The organism is Facilibium subflavum (genome assembly GCF_003574485.1).
Lineage (GTDB): Bacteria > Pseudomonadota > Gammaproteobacteria > Francisellales > Francisellaceae > Facilibium > Facilibium subflavum.
The window spans coordinates 1-20,772 of record NZ_QLIT01000046.1 but is presented as its reverse complement, the minus strand read 5'-3'; the positions used below and the strand labels follow the sequence as shown (position 1 = coordinate 20,772).

Sequence of the window (20,772 nt, the reverse complement as noted above, 5' to 3'; positions counted from 1 at the left end):
TATGGTCAAACTCATTAAGGTGAATACATTTAGTTGTATTATACCTTGGAGATTAATTCAACGGTAAAGAACTATTTACCCACAAATTCCGAATGCGCCCTTTCTCTACCTTTTCTCATCTATATAATATTTACTCACCCATAATTAGTTTCATGTCACGAACATAAATACAATTTATGTGGCTGGCGTATATAACGGAAGAGTAACTATAACAAAAAATGTCAAAAAAAATACCGAGAAAGTACGAAAAATGATAAACTAGCTAAGCAGTGGCTTTAAAAACTTCGCCGTATGTGATTTTTTGCTCTTAATAATCGCTTCAGGGGCACCTTCGGCAATAATTTGGCCGCCGCCATCACCACCTTCAGGGCCAAGGTCAATAATCCAATCAGCCACTTTGATCACATCTAAATTATGTTCAATAATTACAATCGTATTGCCTTGTGCCTTTAAGCGCTCAATCACATTTAACAGCTGCTTCACATCATGAAAATGAAGTCCTGTGGTTGGTTCATCCAAGATATAAAGTGTTTTACCCGTGGCTGTTTTACATAACTCTTTTGCCAGTTTCACCCGTTGCGCCTCACCGCCTGAAAGTGTCGTGGCATTTTGCCCTAAAGTAATATAAGACAACCCGACATCAACCAAGGTCTGCAGGCGCCTTTTAATCTGTGGAATGGCATCAAAAAATGCCAGTGCATCTTCGATACTCATCTCTAAGACTTCACTGATATTCTTGCCTTTATATAAAACCTCTAATGTCTCACGATTATAGCGCTTGCCCTGACAGACTTCACAAGGCACATAGACATCAGGCAAAAAGTGCATTTCCACCTTTAACACGCCATCACCCTGGCATGCCTCACAGCGCCCACCTTTCACATTAAAGCTAAACCGACCAATCTGATATCCCCTGGAGCGTGCCTCAGCCGTAGCCGCAAAAAGTTCACGAATCGGGGTAAACACACCGGTATAGGTTGCAGGGTTTGATCGAGGTGTCCGGCCAATCGGGCTTTGGTCGATATCAATCACCTTATCCAGATGCTCAAAGCCTTTGTGTGACGCAAAAGCCTTTGGCGTCAAAGAAGTATTTCTGTTTAAGATTCTTGCAGCCAGTGGATAAAGTGTGTGATTGATTAAGGTAGATTTACCAGAACCTGAGACACCACTCACACAAGTCAATAAACCAAGTGGTAACTTCAAATCAACCTTTTGCAGGTTATTACCACTGGCACCGATGATTTCTAGATATTTATTTTTTTTGGGTGTCAAGCGTTTTGCAGGAAGGCCGATTGCCTTGCGACCAGATAAATAATCACCAGTTAATGACTTTTGGTTTTCAATAATTTCATTTAAATAGCCTTGCGCTACAATCTCACCACCGTGAATACCTGCACCTGGGCCAATATCAATAACATGATCAGCTTGCCGAATCGCATCTTCATCGTGCTCAACCATAATAACCGTATTCCCCAAATCACGCAAATGATGTAACGTATCTAAAAGCTTTTGATTATCACGCTGATGAAGACCAATTGAAGGCTCATCCAAAATATACATCACACCAACAAGACCAGCACCTATTTGACTTGCCAGACGAATACGCTGTGACTCGCCACCTGACAGGGTATCTGCCTGGCGCGATAAATTTAAATAATCAAGACCAACATTTACCAAGAAACCAAGCCTTGCCAAAATCTCTTTTAATAATCGCTCGGCAATAACCTTTTTTTGCCCAGATAACATAACCGTATCAAGCCAGTGACAAGCATCCTTGATGGACAACGCTGTTAAATCCGCGATGTTTTTATCTTCGATAAATACATTTCTTGCCTCTTCATTTAATCGCGTTTTATGACAAGCTGGACAAGGTAAGTTGCTCATAAGTTTGGCTAACTCTTCGCGAATCACTGAAGAATCCGTTTCCTTGTAACGTCGTTGAAAATGTGGCAAAACCCCTTCAAATGGTTTTGTTGTATTATATTGACGCCCCCCGCTACTTTTAAACTGAATTTTAATTTCAGTTTGTCCTGAGCCATTTAAAATAAGCGCTTGTTGTTCTTGTGTAAGCTTGTTAAAAGGGGTATTTAATGAAAAATTAAAATGCGCAGCTAACGCTTTAAGCTGGGCATAATAAAACCCATTTCGTCTATCCCAGCCATAAATCGCACCTTGCTCTAATGATAAATCAGGGTTCACGACCACCTTATCAACATCAAAATATGCCTTGGTACCCAGGCCATCACAACTTGGACAAGCACCATTTGGACTGTTAAATGAAAAAAGTCGTGGCGATAACTCTTTGAGCGAGTAATGGCAATAAGGGCAGGCATGCTTAGAAGAGAAAACAATATCTTCTTTTTTACCAGACAAAAATACCAGCTTTGCAATACCAGCTGATAAATCTAATGCTGTTTCAAATGATTCAGCCAAGCGCTGCATATTTTTTGCTTGTGGCTTAAATCGATCCACCACAACTTCAATCGTATGCTTTTTATAGCGATCCAAGTGCACTGGCGCATCTAATTCAACAACCTCACCATTAATTCTTGCACGAAGATAACCTTGTGCATACAGCTTTTCCATCAATTGAATATGTTCACCCTTTTTATCCGTAATCACAGGTGCCACAATCATGAGTTTTTCATCATCATCTATCTCAAGGGTTTGATCAACCATTTGACTTACTGTCTGCGCCTTTAAGGCAATATGGTGTGTCGGACACTTAGGCTCACCGATACGCGCAAACAATACCCGAAGATAATCATAAATCTCTGTTACCGTGCCTACCGTTGAACGAGGGTTATGTGAAGTTGTTTTTTGCTCAATTGAAATTGCCGGTGATAAGCCTTCAATGTGGTCAACCTCAGGTTTATCCATCAAAGACAAAAACTGTCTGGCATAGCTTGAAAGCGACTCAACGTAACGGCGTTGCCCTTCAGCATAAAGCGTATCAAATGCCAAAGATGATTTCCCCGAACCACTTAGTCCTGTAATAACGGTTAATTTGTCACGCGGAATTTCTAAATCAATATTTTTTAAATTGTGGGTTTTGGCACCCTTAACGATAATTTTATCCATGTATTACATTTTAAAGACAATAGAAATTTTGTTATTGTAACATAAAGCATCGACACAAACCGAAAATCAGTTGCAAGTTTTCAATTATATTTTTAAGGAACAGTATGAACACACTTATCATTATTGATGCCCAAAATGACTTTATGCCAGGCGGATCATTAGCTGTACCTCATGGTGATCAAATCGTGCCAATCATTAATCGACTAATACCCAAGTTTGATTTGATCGTTGCCACCCAAGACTGGCATCCCAAAAACCATAAGAGCTTTGCCTCCAACCATAAAAATAAAAAACCATTTGATCAAATCCAATTAAATGGTCTTAAACAGACCCTCTGGCCGGATCATTGTGTTCAAGGCACAAAAGGTGCTGAGTTTCATCAAGGATTAAATACAGATGCCTTTGCCGCTATTTTTCGAAAAGGGATGAATCCAGATATTGATAGCTACAGTGGCTTTTACGATAATGGTAAACTGGAATCAACCGGCTTAGCAGGCTATTTAAAAGAAAAGGGTGCAAAAAAACTCTATTTCTGTGGGCTTTGTTTGGATATCTGTGTTTATTTTACGATTGTGGATGCTTTAGCACTTGGCTTTGAATGTTATCTCATTGAAGAAGCAGGAAGATCGTTGGACAGCAAAGCCTATGATCAGATTAAACAAGCATTATTGGACAAAGGGGTGAGTTTTAGTGTTTGAGTTATTTAAGCACAGATTTTGTTCTTATTACGGAATCAAGTTATTATCTTTATAAGGATGCCAATATGCGCTTAAACGATAGTAGCCAATTTTTAATAAATATTCTTTAGCTTTGTTTCGATCAAGAACTTTCATTCCTCGTTTTTGAAGCTTTTCATCCAATTGCTGATCTAAAATTATTCAAAAACTAGCCCATTTTAACCCACTTTCGCCAAACGCAATATATACTTATCGATAGGACTGAAATAACCTGGAATTGTGTTAGAAAGATGCGGTTTTTACATATTATTAGTTTCATTTGTTTTCTTACTACTGGCACCAATGCTTCTGCAGTAAGTCTATGCAAAGATCCTGTGGTATCAGGAAGTTACCAAAAATCTCCCAATTGCGTCGCGGGAATCCCTGAAAAGAATACGCAAATGCCTTTTGTTGCGATTTTAGAACCTGTTATTGATCAAAGCGACCAATCAGATATCTACAATGCAAATATTCGTTATATTGACCTTCCTGTTGGTCAGTCTTTTGACTGGTATTTAAGTGATGGAGATCCAGAAAGTACTGCCTATATAGAAATACAGCCCGTACTCATCGAAAGCCAAAGTAAAATGCAATTTTATTTTAAAAACGTCTTAAGTGCAAAGACCTTACTAAAGCTAAGCCAATCTATTGCCTTGGCCTCTTCATGCACGGGAAATATTCTATCAGGCTATACCTGTGACAACCTTGAGGATTTTTTCAATACAATAAGTCCTATCGCTAAAGCAATGGGTTTTAGCAGCACACTTGCCTGGTTAACGGGATTAGATAAACCTGCAATGCTCACACAGACAAAAGATACGGTTTCTGGCACAAAAGGGGTATATCTGTCACTTCGCTATATTCAAACCTGCTCTGGTGGCTTATTAGCATCAGGACAGGTATTAACAGCCGCACACTGTTATTATGACTGGGATAATGATGACCAACAATGGTTATGGAGCTCGGCAAATCTGCATAAAAGATATATTATTGGTAATAACTGGCAAACCTCTAATAATATTGCTTCATCATCAGCACTCACACCACAAAGCAACAATATTGCCCCGGGTTTTCTTATCACTAAAAATCAAAAAGCAACTGACATCGATTTAACAAAAGACTACGCTATTGTTACACTTGATCAAAGCTTTGACAATATTTCTGGTTTTTCGATTACCCCAATGCCTATAAGTAACCAAGATAATACATACGCAGCAGGCTTTGGCATGACCGAACCATTTCAGTCAAATATCCCGCCAAAAAATCCACTGGCACAAAAGCAGTATTACTCTTCCCTTTCTTCTGCTGCGGCTTTAGTGACGCCTGCAACATTTATCGATAGTCAAACCTGTCTTAACGACTATAGCGCTATTGGCCAGAGCTTACAGGAACCGTCCCAATTAATGTGTGCAGGCAGTATTCAGGAGGCTGCTTTATGTGCAGGAGATAGTGGCGCACCTTTATACTCAATTGATGATACAACTCAAAAGATGATACTTCATGGCCATTTTGAAGGCTCACCCATCCAATGCACAAATTCCGCACCAAAAAAATCTAACGCTGATGAATGGGGTGTATTACCAGGGCTTTATGTACCTACAAATAAGCTGTGTACAGAAGAAAGCCTGGAAAACTGGATCAATAGTTTGGGCATTCATTGCCAATAAAACAGTGAAGCGCCTTATGAGGCAACAAGCACCGTTTTAATATTTGCAAGTTCATGCAAACCTTCAATTGAACACTCACGCCCATAACCTGAAGCCTTAACACCTCCAAAAGGCATAGCAGGATGAGAAGCAACACATTTATTAACAAAGCACATCCCTGCTTCAATGTCTTCATATGCTATTTTTTGTGCAAGCTTTATATCTTTACTAAAGATACCACTACCCAAGCCGTAAACAGAATCATTTGCAAGTTTTATAGCCTCTGCATCATCCTGTGATTCAATAATGGTAATAACAGGACCAAACAGCTCTTCTACAAAGGCAGTCATTTTTGATGTTACATCCGTTAACACCGTTGGTGCATAATAAAAGCCTGATTGATCTGATAAAGCATGCCCACCTGCTAAAAGCTTTGCGCCTTGTTCAATGCTTTGTTTGATCTGCTGATCCAACTGCTTTAACAAGCTCATTTTAGCCATTGGTCCCATAAGGGTTGATTGAAGCTTGGGGTGACCAACTGGAATTTGTTCAACATAGTGTAAAATTGCTTTTTCAAAATCCTGCTTTATTTTACTATCAACAATTAAGCGTTTTCGACTCACACAAACCTGACCAGCATTGGCCATTCTGACTTGAGTGATATGCTTTGCAACCGATTCAATATCAATATCTTCACGGATAATATAAGGATCACTTCCACCTAATTCCAACACAAGCTTTTTACCCACAGCACCAGCTTGTGAAGCAATAACTCGTCCTACTTTAGGGCTTCCGGTAAAGGTTATTGCCGCAATCTTAGGGTGCTCGATGATTTTTTGTGATAAAGAAAGATCAATGACAACCGGCTTTAGGACTTCTTCACCAACAGCCTGATGGATCAAAGAACTAATAGCATAACTACAACCAATAACATTCTCTGCATGCTTTAATACAATCGTGTTACCAAGCAATAAATTAGAAATAGCCGCGCGAAACACCTGCCAAAAAGGAAAATTCCATGGCGTGATACTATAAACAACCCCCAAAGGCGAAAAAATCCGCTCAGCATGCAAGTCTTCATAATCAATTTTTTGTGGTGACAGCCATGTTTTTGCATGACTGGCATAAAAATCACATAAAAATGCACACTTTTCAATTTCAGCAGTCGATTCAGTCAGTGTTTTTCCCATTTCATCAGTGATAAGCCCAGCATACTCATCAACATGATCACGTAATAGTTTGGCGATTTCTTTAATGCCCTGAATTCGCTTATCTACAGGAACCTTAGCCCAACGCTTTTGGGTTTCATATGCATCTTCAATCAAACTTTGTACTTGAAACGCTGACAAAGTGGCATAAGTCGCTAAAACTTCACCTGTCGCAGGGTTATGGGTTTGGTATTCCTCGATCATCATATGTCCTTAGGCTAATATTACCAGTAAGACTTTATACTAAAGCAAATAAAGGCAATAAAGCAAGTGAAGATTATTCCCTTGTCGGCGGTAAAAAGGCCACTTGAAAACGCATAGGCGCCTGATTGGGCTTTGCTCGTTTCCATGCTACTTCCTGGTAAGGTGTAATCTCTAATCTTGGGTATTTCTGCAAGACCCATTTTGGAAAAAATCGCGTACCTTCCATCTGTGGAATCAGGATAAAAACAGCACCATATGCTTTCATTCTATCAATGTCTAACGCAGGATTAAGGTCAGGATTAAATGCAATTAATGCCTGTGGTTTATCCAAAGAATAACGAGCAATGTAGCTGACAGGCTTATTATAACCTGCAACATACTGTAATGGACGATGATAACGCGCATGCCATTGTTTAGTAACAATCTCAGCAATCTCGCGTGCAGGATAGTTTGCACTACTTGTTGTACTTTTAGATAAAGAGATCGTGTAACCCACTAATAACAAACAAGTAACAAAAGCTGCAGCAATCACAATACGGTAAAACTTTGCATAAGTTAAAACAGGCTTAACCAATGCGATTAAAATGATCCCCCACAGGCTTAGCAAAGGAATACCCCACATCGTGTGAACATCCCAGCCTACAAGTATTGACAAGATTACAGTAAATAAGAACGGACCCAATCCTACATAAAATAAAAACCATGTACTAAACGAACTGATTTTTACTTTATCATTTAAACGTTTATCAGGTGGTGCTTTGCCAAAAAGCCCAAATAAAAACAATGCCACAGCCCCCATAAAGGTGCCAATTTGTGCTAGAAAGAAATGAAGCGCATAACCACGTGCATACAACCAAAAACTACTGCCATGGTCAAGCTTGCCAAAAGAGTAGTTAATCGTTAAATAGTTATTATTTACTAGCCAGATAGCATGTGGAAGTGAAATCACAATCAAAATCAAAAGTGCACAATATAATTTATAATTTCTTAAGAAGCGACGATTGTCACGGTAGAACAAAACAAACAACAACATGCAAACAAGCGGTATTGCCGTATAATACTTTGCCATCATGGCAAGCCCTGAAATAATACCTAATAACAGCCAGTGTTTCAGCCGATTTGTCGTTAGACTTCGGTAGAAGTAAAGCGCCATTGCTGGCCAAAGCCCCAATAAACAGGCATTGTCATTGAAATCAATTACGGCTAAATTATAGTATTGTACACCAACTAAAATCACCACACTGACAAAAGCCAGGTAATCATTGTCTAAAATTATCCTTCCTAAACGCCATACTGACCAAACTGCCAATACCACCATTAACTGTGAAAAAAGATAAATTCCCCAATCATGGTTATTGCTGATAAAAAGTGCTATTTTGGTTAATAGCGCATTAAGCCATGGATCTCTTGGATATCCCCATTGTAGTGTATGTGCCCACATTGCACCTTCTGTGGCATCCATCGGTGTTATAAAACGAACCAGACTTGGTACCAACGTCCACAACAAAGCGTAAATAATAAAAAACAGCCAGAATAGTTGACCTGGCTTTTTAAGCTGAATCATATGAGCACAGTAAAATTTAACAAATAAGTATCCTGCATCTTAATACAATTATTAAAAGCGTTTCAACTAGAACTTACATGGTTTTTATACCTTATTCCACAGTCACTGATTTAGCTAAATTTCTTGGCTGATCAACATCTGTGCCCTTTTGTACCGCCACATGGTAAGAAAATAATTGTAATGGAATGGTAAAAACAATCGGGGAAATTGACTGTGGCACTGATTCAATTGTGAAACGGTGCTTGCTGTCAATGTTCAAATCATCACAAATAGCATGATCAACAAATACATAAAGCACGCCGCCTCTGGCCTGCACTTCCTGTAAATTGCTTTCAAGCTTTTCTAGTAAAGCATCATTCGGTGCTACTGCAATAACCGGCATATCATGATCAACAAGTGCCAATGGCCCATGCTTTAGCTCACCTGCTGGATAGGCTTCGGCATGAATATATGAAATTTCTTTTAACTTTAAAGCACCTTCCAAGGCAACTGGAAATTGAATACCACGACCTAAAAACAGTGCATGATGCTTGTCAACAAAATCGTAAGATAAGCGCTCAATCTCAGCATCCAAAGATAAGACATTTTTGATAAGCTTAGGCGCTTTTTTTAATTCCTGTACCAGCTGTTTTTCTTTATCCTCTGTTAAAGCATGATTTGCTTTACCTAAAGAGATGGTTAAAAGGAATAATGCGACAAGCTGGGTTGTAAAGGCTTTTGTTGAGGCAACACCCATCTCAACACCTGCTTGCGTCATAAAAACAAATTCAGACTCGCGCACTAATGAACTATTGGGAACATTGCAAATTGCAAGCGTACCTAAATAACCAAGCGTTTTTGCCTGGCGAAGCGCTGCCAATGTATCGGCAGTTTCTCCTGATTGTGAAATAGTAACAAACAAGGTATTCTTTGGCACAACCGCTTTGCGATAGCGAATTTCGCTGGCAATTTCAACATCAACACTGACACAAGCCAGCTCCTCCAGCCAGTATTTTGCCACAAGTCCCGCATGATAGCTTGTACCACAGGCAACAATGCGGACATGATCAACCTTCTCAAACAATTCTTGAGCCTTCTGACCAAAGCGCTCTATCAATACTTTATCATCAGGTGTTACACACTGAGAAAACGTCTGGCTTATTACCTCAGGCTGCTCAAATATTTCTTTTTGCATATAATGCTTAAAGGCGCCCTTACTCGCTGCATCCTGGTTTTGATTGATCTCAACGATCTCCAGTGATTTAGGCTTACCATCAACATCATAGACTTTCACCTCATCTAAACCAATCAAGGCCATCTCACCTTCCTCAAGATACGAAAAACGATTTGTTACAGGCAATAAAGACAAGCTATCTGATGAAATAAAATTCTCACCAAACCCGTGACCAATAACAATAGGTGACCCTGACCGAACGACAACCAGTTGATGTGGATAGTCCTGATGAAGCACCGCCAAGCCATAGGCACCGTTTAATTTTTTAATCACTGCTTGCACATTCTCAATAAAGCTTGCCTGATTATCCCAGTGTTGCTCTAACAAATGCACAATAACTTCGGTATCTGTTTGTGAAGAAAACGTAACACCTTGGGAGACTAAATCTTCCTTTAATGACATAAAGTTCTCAATAATGCCATTATGGACAATCGCAATTTTTCCTGACTTACTTACATGCGGGTGCGCATTGGCAACACTTGGTACACCATGCGTTGCCCAGCGCGTATGTGCAATCCCGCTTTTGCCATGGATATTTTCTTTGGCGATCATATCAACAAGTGCTTTGACTTTACCCACGGCTTTTGATTTGACCAACTGACCATCATCATTAATCAATGCAACCCCTGCTGAGTCATATCCTCTGTATTCTAAACGCTTTAAACCTTCTAACAAAATGGGCAAAACATCTCTTGTAGAAACTGCCCCAACAATACCACACATGTATTTTTCCTATATTATTTTAAATTTCTTCAGATTCAGTTTTTTGACTTTCGTGTTTTTGTGGTCGCTGCCAGCCAGAAATCGTCATTTGTTTATTTGCACGATTCACCGTTAGTTTATGAGCCGGAACATCTTTTGTAATCGTTGAGCCAGCGCCAATATTCGCACCATCACCGATATTCACAGGGGCAACCAGTTGACAGTCTGATCCGACAAAAACATCATTACCAATCACGGTTTGATGTTTGTTTACACCATCATAATTGCAGGTAATCACCCCGGCGCCAATATTGCATTTCTCTCCAATAATGCTATCACCGACATAGCTTAAATGATTGATTTTTGAACCTGAACCAACGGTGGATTTTTTTACCTCGACAAAATTACCAATTCTTGCGTCTTCTTTAATAATACTACCTGGACGAATGCGTGCAAAAGGTCCAATAACGGCATTATCAATAATATCAGCACCATCAATAATAGTATTTGGCTTAATCTTAACATTATCACCAATCACACAATCTTTTAAGATACAATTCGCACCAATAACACAGCCCTCACCAATTTTGACATGCCCCTTAATCAGTACGTTAATATCTACCCAGGTATCACAACCAATATCAACGCTTCCACGCACATCAAACCTTTCCGGGTCAGCCAAGGAAACGCCACCTTCCATTACACGTATGGCAACCGCCTTTTGCCATACACGCTCAAGCTCAGCTAATTGCGCGCGCGTGTTGACCCCTAAAATTTCAAACGTATTTGCCGGATGTGCTGCACGGATGTTAACCTTGTCACGACAAGCCAATGCGACAATATCTGTCAGATAATATTCTTTTTGTTTGTTTTCATTACTAATCTGCGGCAACCAGTGATGCAGGCGCTCACCTGAAATACAATAAATGCCTGTATTAATTTCGGTAATTTGCTTTTGAATTTCTGTTGCATCTTTTTCCTCAACAATCGATTCAATCTCACCAAAGCGATTACGCACAATGCGCCCAAGACCGGAAGGCTCTGGAACCTGTGCAGTTAGTATACCCAGATCTTCATCTTTGGTTGCTTCAATAAAGTGCGATAAGGTATCCGGTGAAATCAAAGGAACATCACCATATAAAATAAGGACTTTATCTTTCTTATTAATTTGTGGCAGAGCCTGCTTGACCGCATGCCCTGTGCCAAGCCGTTGAGGCTGATCAACCCAGATAATCTCTTTATCTTCAAGCTCACTTTGCACCTGCTGACTTAAATGCCCCTGCACGATAATAATATTATCAGCATTAAGCGCTTCGACTGTTTCAACAACATGGCGAATCAGTGATTTGCCTGCAAGTGTCTGTAGAACTTTAGATTTTTGAGAACGCATTCGCGAACCTTGGCCTGCTGCTAAAATCACGACAGTTAATCCCATCGCCACTCCTTTTTTATTTTCAATTAACAGAAACATATATAATGAACAATACTATACGCACCAATAGCAAGTTAATCAATAAATTCGCAAAGCTTGTTGATGATATAAAAGAAAGTTTGATCGCAGATACAACCACTAATTAAGCTGCTGCTTTAACCAATCCTCTAATGCTTGTTTTTGTGATGGATTTAACCACAAACCAAGCTTGGAACGACGCCAAATCATCGACTCAAGTGAATGACACCATTCCTCATTGATAAGATATTTAGCTTCGGCCTCATAAAAGTAATGCCCAAAGCACTGTCCAAGATCGGCTGTGCTTTTTGCATCTTCTAGAATATTAAACACTTTTGTTCCATAAGCAGTTGCCAAACGATAGGCAAGCTTTGTATCAAGCCACTGATAACGCCGGTTGAGCGCTATTAACAACTGATCTAATGATTCCATATCACCACCAAGTGTTGGTACAGTATCTGTGACACAAGGTCTCATTTCAGGGAAGTAAGGCTTTAATTGATCAACAACTTTTTTTGATAAGGTTCGAAAGGTTGTGATTTTACCCCCAAAAATTGATAACACTGGCAGTTTCCCATGTTCATCTTCAAGCTCTAAATGATACTCACGGGTAATCTCTGATGCTTTTTTTGCCTTATCATCATAAAGTGGTCGTACACCAGCATACTCCCATATAATGTCCTGTAGCGAAATCTTTTGCTTAAAATAACCATTAATCAAATCACATAAGTAATGCTTCTCTTTATCACTAATATGAACATCTCTTGGATCACCTTGATAATTGACATCTGTTGTACCAATCAAGGTAAACTGATTTTCTGTTTTACTAACAAAACCATAAGGCAATGCAAAGACAATACGGCCATCTTTATTTTGCAAGATATAAGCATGATCCCCTTCGTACATTTTTGGCACGACGATATGACTGCCTTTAATCAATCGTACACTTGATTTAGAAGGCGTATCTAACACCTCATGTATTAATTGCGCAACCCATGGACCTGCGGCATTAACAATAGCTTTAGCCTCGACAATTATCGTTTCATTTTCTTTATTAATAAGTTTTGCTCGCCATAAGCCATCAATTTTCTTTGCTTCAATACAACGGTAAGGCAGCAGTACTTTTGCACCATTCTCTTGTGCTTGTTTTGCATTTGCCACCACCATTCTGGCATCATCAATACGACAATCTGAATAAGAAAACCCCACACTAAAATCATCGATAAGCCCTTGGCCTTCTTTTGTGCCTTTAAGTGCTACTTTTTTTGATTTGTCTAAGCTCATTTTACCTGCAAGAAAATCATATAAAAACAGTCCTGCTTTAATCATCCACACAGGGCGTAAATGTTTGGCATGTGGTAAAATAAATCGCAACGGCTGAATGAGGTGAGGCGCTTTTTTTAATAAAACTTCGCGTTCTTTTAAAGCTTCTTTTACCAGTTTAAATTCATATTGCTCCAGATAACGTAAGCCACCATGAACCAGCTTACTACTAGCAGATGAAGTTGCTGAGGCTAAATCTTCGGCCTCACAAAGCACAACATCTAACCCGCGTAGCGTTGCATCAAGCGCAACACCTGTGCCATTGATGCCACCACCGATCACAAATAAATCTGTTTGAATTGTTTTTTGCTCGCTCATAAAAACTAACACTAAACCATAAAGCCATCTATTGTATCGTAATTTGTTTGGTTATTAAATAAAAAACAAAAGAAACAATTTGTCTCTTTTTCAGTTAACTTCACAATAGAATAAAAGGAAACTAACACCCTAGTCGTCTTGCTGGCCTTGAAAATAGATCGTCGCACCTCGTTCACTTTTCAAGTTTTGCTGGTACTTTTCTGGTGCATCCTTGATCAATGCCGGAGACTTCGCATTAAAATCGTTGTCATTAGCATATCCGCCAATGCTCCCTGCTAATACAATTGTTGAGATTGCTAATAGTAATATACTCTTCATTTTACACTCCTTTGGTCTGGCTTTAAAACTCTTTGCTTTTTAAGCCTAGACAAGGAAATAAAGATTTAAAAGTAAACAGAATCAGAAAACGAATTAAGCTATATAAACCTATGTCAATAACTTATGCCGATGTAGCATATTTCTGATGATCTGGTAATGATCATCCATTAATTTATCAGACATATATTGATAAACTTCTTCTAAATCAACCCATCTTGCCACTTCGGCATCATCATCTGCCTGGATATGGGGCAGGCTTGCAGTTTGCTGGATAAATAAACCTACATGTGTAATCGTACGCCCCCGCAAAGATCTTTCAGGGTAGTCAAATACACGAGTTTCAACATGGCATTTTTTTAGTTCATCCCTGGATATAGCAACCTGTGTTTCTTCTACAAGCTCACGTATAATACCATCGAAAATTCTTTCTTCTTGATCTAAAAAACCACCTGGAAATGCCCAAAGCTCCTTTCCTGGCGCATATTTTCGTTTAATAAGAAGTAGTTTATTATTTACAATCACCATGGCGTCTACTGTCACAAAGATTGGCGCAAAAGGTGCTTTTTCCCATGATTTCTGATATGCATCAATCACTTGATATTCTTCACAAAGCCTTGTAAATAAGCTGCTTTGCATAAATTCTGCCACATAATGATAACTGCCTTTATCTGAATCAGGTGAGATCATATATTGAGGCTCAATCACATGTTTGACAAAATACTGCCGACGAAAGCATGTCGCATTAAATGCATTAAAATTATCAACATCAACATGCTGCCAACGTGGGAAGCACTTCAGATAATAACTGCTGGCATCTTTTTGATGCCCAATAATTGCTATTTTTTCTTGCCATGCAGCATGCTTATAAACTTTTTCCTGGACTTCATTTTTCCAACCATTTTCATCATAAAACCAATCTGTGACAGGCTCGATAATGATGCGATTTTTATCAATATCAGCCAGCACCAAATCGGCCATAATCATTTTTTTTCTTAATTCATAAGAAAATGGATTTTTAATATTTGGCGCACAATAGGCAGAGCCAACAATGATAATAAGCTTTTCCGCAATACTTAGCGCCTTTTGAATGTTTCGCAAATGTCCAACATGAAAAGGTTGAAAGCGGCCGACAAAAACTGCGTAGTTATATTCCATTTTATTTTCAATTTTAATTAGTTTCTTGATCGCCGCTTACCGGCATATCAGCAGGCTTAGCATGATCTTCAACATAAGAGAACACTTTAATGACTTTTTTCACGCCAGATACATTTGCCGCAATACTCGCTGCCTGGTTACCTTCTTGCCTTGTAACCATGCCCATGATATAGACAATTCCTTTCTCTGTTACCACTTTAAACTTCAATGTGTTAACACCACTTGTTACCATTGTGCTTATCACTTTCGAGGTAATCCAGCTATCTGAAACATACCCACCGATGTTAACGGGATTACCAATAGTTAATTGATTATAAACCAATTTCACACCAGGGATTTGCGCCATACGGTGTGCAAGCTCATCTGCCAGCGCCTTTGAAGGCACTTGACCAAGCAATAACATCATATTATTAAACACAACTGGCTCAACGTTTGAATTGCCTTGTAATTCAGGATAATTCTTTAATAATGAAATTGCCTTAAACTGAATGCTCTTATCTGAAACGTTTGTTTTAGAGTCAACGCTACTGCCGGCGACATTTGTACCAACAACTGCAGCACCAGCGCCAGCAATTACAACTGGCGCACAGCCGCTTATCGCAAAAACGCCAGCCAATGCCAACATGCTAATCCATAATTTATATTTCATTAGCAATCCTCAAACACTTAAGTCTAACAACTTGATAAATCAGATAAACTGCGAAATGCGATATTGACTGATTCAAAATTCAGCTCATCTGTTTTCATATCTTCAATAAGCCCTTTCCAACGTGCAATATAGCTTTTGTTTTCCTCAGCCCAATGCTCAACCTTGCTTTGTCCAGTTTTATACTTTGAACACAGCGAAATGACACTTTTAACAAGGTTGTATTGCAAGCAATCAAGGTCATCTCTTAATGCCGAGGTTGAAAGCGTTCCCCAGTATGACTGGCTGCCACCTAAAGAATTAATACAGCCCCTAAACCACGAAAGCCGCAACTTCTGATTTAAAGCAATCGCAACCTTCTCAAACAAGGATTGGTCCTCAACTTGCTGCAGTGCTTGCATTAAATCCATCACAGAGGTTGACATTTTCAATGCCAAAACTGCTTGAACAATATCTTCTGGCACACCTGCCCCAATTAATCGATCATGCTTGCCATCAATTCGCTGTTTTTCTGAAGCGATTAATAGTTTTGGAAAGACAGTCAATGCGGATTTTGCAGGCGCTTTGTATTTCTGAATAATTTCTTGAATCGCAAAATCTTTGACTTCATTACGCAAGATCCAGCGACAATTACGACGAACAAATCTGAATAAACTCTGTAACATCGCTTGCTGTGTATCTGGCATAACTTTACCATCTAACTGATCAATTTTATGCCAAAGCTTGTCAATATCAAACATTTCAATCACGGCACAAAAAGCTTTTACAATATCAGAAACAGACGCCCCCGTTTCATCATATAAACGCTGAATAAACGTTACACCAACATGAAGTATCAATTTATTCGTCATCTGTGTTGCAACAATTTCACGACGTAAAGCATGATTCAACATCAAATCCGCATATTTCTCCCGAAGCTCTTTTGGAAACTCCATATATAAGAAAAATGTGAAATAAGGATCATCAGGCAGTGTGGATTTTAAAATTTGCTGCTTAACCAAAGTTTTGGTATAGGCCATAATCACGGCAAACTCTGGCGCGGTCAATGTGTTGCCCGATAAAGAACGCGTATGTAGCACCTTATCTGTTGGCAAAAACTCAACCTCACGATCTAATTGCATCTTTCTTTCTAATTCACGCATCAATCGCATATAAGCTTCGATAATATAGCGCTTTTGCTGCTGCAATTCATTTGCAATGCCTTTGTTTTGATCCTGATTATTCTGCAAGACCAAATGTGCAACTTCATCTGACATTTTTGCCAAAAGTTTATTTCGATTCACCATCGAAATATCACCACGTTCGACCGCTGCATTTAGTAGAATTTTAATATTTACTTCATGGTCTGAACAATCGACACCTGCTGAGTTATCAATGGCATCTGTGTTAATCGCACCATCTTTTAAGGCATATTCGATTCGTCCTAATTGCGTAAAACCAAGGTTTCCACCTTCACCTACAACATGGCAGTTCAAATCGCTACCATCGACACGAACCGCATCATTCGCACGATCACCCACATCATCATGACTTTCTGTATGTGCTTTAACATATGTGCCAATACCACCATTCCATAAAAGCTCTACTTCAGATTGAAGTAAGAGCCTGATGACCTCGTTAGGTTCCAGGCTGTCAGCAGTTGTTCCCAGCAATACTTTCATCTCTTTTGTAATATGAATGCTTTTAGCACTTCTACTAAATACACCGCCACCTTTTGAAATCAATGAAGTATCATAGTCCTCCCAGCTGGAACGAGGCATGTCGAATAAGCGTCTTCGCTCTTTATAGCTTACAGCTGCATCCGGGGCTGGATCAATAAAAATATGCATATGGTTAAATGCACCCACTAAACGGATATGTTTTGACAGCAACATGCCATTACCAAACACATCCCCACTCATATCGCCAATGCCTACAACCGTGAAATCTTCAGACTGAATATCCTTGCCAATTTTTCTAAAATGGTGCTTCACAGACTCCCAGGCGCCACGTGCAGTAATTGCCATTTTCTTATGGTCATAGCCGTTAGACCCACCTGAAGCAAATGCATCACCCAACCAAAAATCATATTGATTAGCCACTTCATTTGCAGTATCTGAAAAAGTAGCAGTTCCTTTATCTGCTGCAACAACAAGATAAGGATCATCTTCATCATAACAAATAACGTTTTCAGGCTTAATCAACTGTTTGTTTTTGATATTATCGGTAATATCCAATAGCGAGCTAATAAAAATCTTATAACATTCAATGGCTTCACTGACAACAGCCTGCCTTCCACCACCAACTGGCAGCTTCTTCGGCAAGAACCCCCCTTTGGCACCCAAAGGTACAATCACGGCATTTTTAACCTGTTGTGCTTTGACCAACCCTAACACCTCAGTGCGATAATCTTCCTTACGGTCAGACCAGCGCAGCCCGCCCCTGGCAATCTTAGCACCACGCAAATGCACCCCTTCCACGCGCGGAGAATACATAAATATCTCAAACATTGGCACAGGTTTTGGCATATCAGAAATCTTAGATGGCATAAGCTTAAATGACATATAGTCTTTGCGCTGAGCTTTACTGTCTAGTTGATAATAATTTGTTCTGAGTGTTGCCTCCACAATCTCTAACATACGGCGCAAGATTTTATCCTGATCCAGACTTGCAACATCAGCAAGCTTAGCCTTGATTGCATCTATTTGGCTATTGCAGTTTTCCTGACGTGATTGATAAGCTGCCTGTGGATCGAACTTTTGATGGAATAATGTAACAATATCATGAATAATATCAGCGTATTCGATAAAAGTATCTTCGATATATTTTTGTGAGAAACGCACGCCAATCTGTGCCAAATACCTTGCATAAGCTCTGACAAGTGCAACTTCACGCCAGCTTAAACCCGCATAAATTGTTAATGAGTTAAACCGGTCATTCTCAGCAACACCACTCCATATTTGTGTAAAAGATTCCTTAACCAAATCACCAATACGATTAATATCAAAACGCTTTTGTGCGCTTAAGCCAAAATCAGATAATCCAAAAAAGCCACCTGATGCTGGGGTAATTTTATATGGCTTTTCTTCAATCACATGAAGGCCAAAATTTTCTAAAATTGCCATCACATTGCTAAGCTGAATCGTCTCATCACGTAGATAGACTTTAAAGCGTAAGCGATCTGGATTTTCCTCTAATCGTTGATGTAAAGATAATGATAAGTGTTTTTGCTTTGCCTCTTCAAAATGATTGACATCTAACACAGCCTTGCGTGCAATATGATCTTCTGTATAAGATGGCGTAAAGGCATGGCAGTATTCATCAAAAAGCTGACGACCTTTGTTCTCTCCGTGCTCATCGATTAGCGCATCAAATAAGTCATCTTCCCATTGGCGCTCAACCAATTCAAGTTTCTCTTCTAATAATTCAAGGTTAATTCGTTTAACCGGCGCATTTCCTTCCATATAAACCGTGAAATCAATACGGCATAATACACTTTCTAAAAAGTTCGTTTTAAAAACGATCCTGCCACCGTTAAATGTGCTTAATAATATACGCTCTACACGCTCACGTAATGTAGAGTTATAACGATCTCGTGGTAAAAACAGCATACAAAAATAATAACGACAGTGTGGATCTTGTCGCACAAAAAGTTTCATGACTTGGCGTTCACGAAGGTGATAAATACCAAGACATGTGTTTAACAGTTCTTCATCAGAGCTTAAGAATAACTCATCACGTGGATAAGTATCAATAATATTGCTTAGTGCCTTATAGGCATGTCCATGGCGTCTAAACCCTGAACGCTCTAGAATCATCTGTTTTCTCAAGCGCAAAAACGGAATAAAATCAGGAGAAGAATGGTAAGCCGCTGAGGTATAAAGACCAAGCAGGCGCTTATCACCAATAATCTTGCCTTTGTCATCATAAACATTAACGGAGATAATATCCATATAAGCCGCACGATGAATCTGTGATACAAAATCAGATTTTCCGACAGTTAAAACAGCATCAACATCAGTATCTTCATCTAACTTTTTGGCATAAATATGGGTGTTGGCCAGATAATTTGGATCTAATGCCAGTAAACCTAAAGCCGTTTCCTTTTTAGGTTGGAAAACATGTTGGCCTTTGACCATTTTAGATTCAAATTCACAATAGCCAAAAAAGATAAAATGATCTTTGCGTAAAAACTCCAGAAAATCAATCGCCTCTTCATAATAGTTTTTACTGATTCTCTTTGACTGTTTCTCCACCTCATGAATCATCGTCTGGACTTCCTGCTTCATGGGCTGGAAGTCTTCGACAATCGCTTTAAGCTTTTTATAAACTGCTTTAACTGCTTTTTCTAAATGTTCAAAATTTTCAGGCTTATCCGTCTGACGATCCACCTCGACAATAATTAAACATTCATTCATGGTATCAGATTGTGTTTTGCCTTCATCAAGTGTGTCTTGAAGCTCAAGAATTTCACCATTCTCATTTCGCTTGACTAAAACACCCCCAACATTCATCATAAAGTGCATACCTAAGCCAAGTGAAGACATGAGCATCATTAAAGTATCAACAATAAAAGGAGAGTCCACTGAAGCAATTTCAACAACGGTATGTCTTGAATCCCAGCCGTGCTGCTCAAAAGTTGGGTTGTACGCGCGAACAAGCAGTTCATCGGGTTTTCTTTTGTAAATAAACTTCCAAAAAGAAACGATAGAACCATAAAGATCAATAAAGTCCCGCTGGCTTAATTCATCTGTTGCAACCACTCTGGTATACGCATGTGCCAATGCGGTGAGATTATCCGCATCTCTTTTAGGGAACTTCTCATGAAAAGTCTGTGTTAATCTTTCTAATAGCGATACTACTCTTTCGTCGTAATGCATTAACTTACCTACTTCGTTTTAAACAAAATACGACAGCAATGATAAGCTAGTTTGCCGCAAGGCTCAAATATTATTTAAATGAGTTTTTTTATTGGCACGATTAGGTTCTGTGAACCAATTTTTTTACCGCATCCAAATCAAACTCCCAGAAAAGTTTAAAAATCCACTAAAACTGATTATTGTTTTATCAAATCTTGAAAAAACTCTACGAAAGTGCTTCAGCTTCGAAAAGAAACATTCAATCAAATGCCTTTCTTTGTAAATTTCCTTATCATACTCATGTGGCTCTTTTGCATTACTTCTTGGTGGGATGACTATATTACATCCTCTTTCAAGCAAAAATGCATACAAATCCTTTGAGTCATAAGC

12 protein-coding genes and 1 pseudogene are annotated in these 20,772 nt (G+C 39.1%); 2 read left to right on the top strand and 11 right to left on the bottom strand.

The genetic code is table 11. From position 1 onward, the window contains the following. Positions 1–258 precede the first annotated feature (258 nt). Positions 259–3,081 carry an excinuclease ABC subunit UvrA gene (gene uvrA / locus DNK84_RS03645; RefSeq protein WP_119343213.1) on the bottom strand — a complete coding sequence of 941 codons (2,823 nt, stop codon included), beginning with the start codon at positions 3,079–3,081 and terminating at the stop codon, positions 259–261. Positions 3,082–3,185: 104 nt separating this feature from the next. On the opposite strand from uvrA, the gene pncA reads away from it, so the two are divergent. Together pncA and DNK84_RS03635 are read left to right on the top strand one after the other, a co-directional pair. Further along, positions 3,186–3,779 carry a bifunctional nicotinamidase/pyrazinamidase gene (pncA, locus tag DNK84_RS03640; RefSeq protein ID WP_119343212.1) on the top strand — a complete coding sequence of 198 codons (594 nt, stop codon included), beginning with the start codon at positions 3,186–3,188 and terminating at the stop codon, positions 3,777–3,779. A gap of 269 nt (positions 3,780–4,048) precedes the next feature. Beyond that, positions 4,049–5,464: a trypsin-like serine protease gene (locus tag DNK84_RS03635; RefSeq protein WP_119343211.1), complete on the top strand. Its 1,416-nt coding sequence runs from the start codon at positions 4,049–4,051 to the stop codon at positions 5,462–5,464. A gap of 14 nt (positions 5,465–5,478) precedes the next feature. On the opposite strand, the gene DNK84_RS03630 is transcribed toward DNK84_RS03635, so the two are convergent. From DNK84_RS03630 to DNK84_RS03585, 10 genes and pseudogenes are all read right to left on the bottom strand, one after another. Then, positions 5,479–6,855, bottom strand: coding sequence for an aldehyde dehydrogenase family protein (locus DNK84_RS03630; protein WP_162902195.1), 1,377 nt, complete (start codon positions 6,853–6,855; stop codon positions 5,479–5,481). A 73-nt stretch (positions 6,856–6,928) separates the two neighbouring features. After that, positions 6,929–8,419, bottom strand: a complete 1,491-nt coding sequence (locus tag DNK84_RS03625) for a glycosyltransferase family 39 protein (RefSeq protein WP_119343209.1) — start codon at positions 8,417–8,419, stop codon at positions 6,929–6,931. 91 nt (positions 8,420–8,510) lie between these two features. Continuing rightward, positions 8,511–10,355, bottom strand: coding sequence for a glutamine--fructose-6-phosphate transaminase (isomerizing) (gene glmS, locus DNK84_RS03620; RefSeq protein WP_119343208.1), 1,845 nt, complete (start codon positions 10,353–10,355; stop codon positions 8,511–8,513). 19 nt (positions 10,356–10,374) lie between these two features. Continuing rightward, the gene (glmU, locus tag DNK84_RS03615) at positions 10,375–11,769 is read right to left on the bottom strand and encodes a bifunctional UDP-N-acetylglucosamine diphosphorylase/glucosamine-1-phosphate N-acetyltransferase GlmU (RefSeq protein WP_119343207.1); all 1,395 of its coding nucleotides are present in this window, start codon (positions 11,767–11,769) and stop codon (positions 10,375–10,377) included. A gap of 135 nt (positions 11,770–11,904) precedes the next feature. After that, positions 11,905–13,425, bottom strand: coding sequence for a glycerol-3-phosphate dehydrogenase (gene glpD / locus DNK84_RS03610; RefSeq protein WP_119343206.1), 1,521 nt, complete (start codon positions 13,423–13,425; stop codon positions 11,905–11,907). A 129-nt stretch (positions 13,426–13,554) separates the two neighbouring features. Next, positions 13,555–13,743, bottom strand: coding sequence for a hypothetical protein (locus DNK84_RS03605; protein WP_119343205.1), 189 nt, complete (start codon positions 13,741–13,743; stop codon positions 13,555–13,557). Between the two features lie 108 nt (positions 13,744–13,851). Next, positions 13,852–14,898 (bottom strand): bifunctional nicotinamide-nucleotide adenylyltransferase/Nudix hydroxylase, encoded by a 1,047-nt coding sequence (locus DNK84_RS03600; protein ID WP_119343204.1) that lies wholly within the window; start codon positions 14,896–14,898, stop codon positions 13,852–13,854. Between the two features lie 13 nt (positions 14,899–14,911). Continuing rightward, positions 14,912–15,547: a BON domain-containing protein gene (locus DNK84_RS03595; protein WP_119343203.1), complete on the bottom strand. Its 636-nt coding sequence runs from the start codon at positions 15,545–15,547 to the stop codon at positions 14,912–14,914. Positions 15,548–15,570: 23 nt separating this feature from the next. Further along, complete coding sequence (locus DNK84_RS03590; protein ID WP_119343202.1) at positions 15,571–20,403, bottom strand: NAD-glutamate dehydrogenase; 4,833 nt, start codon at positions 20,401–20,403, stop codon at positions 15,571–15,573. 123 nt (positions 20,404–20,526) lie between these two features. Beyond that, a pseudogene (locus DNK84_RS03585) lies at positions 20,527–20,772 on the bottom strand (IS5/IS1182 family transposase); the annotation flags it as partial.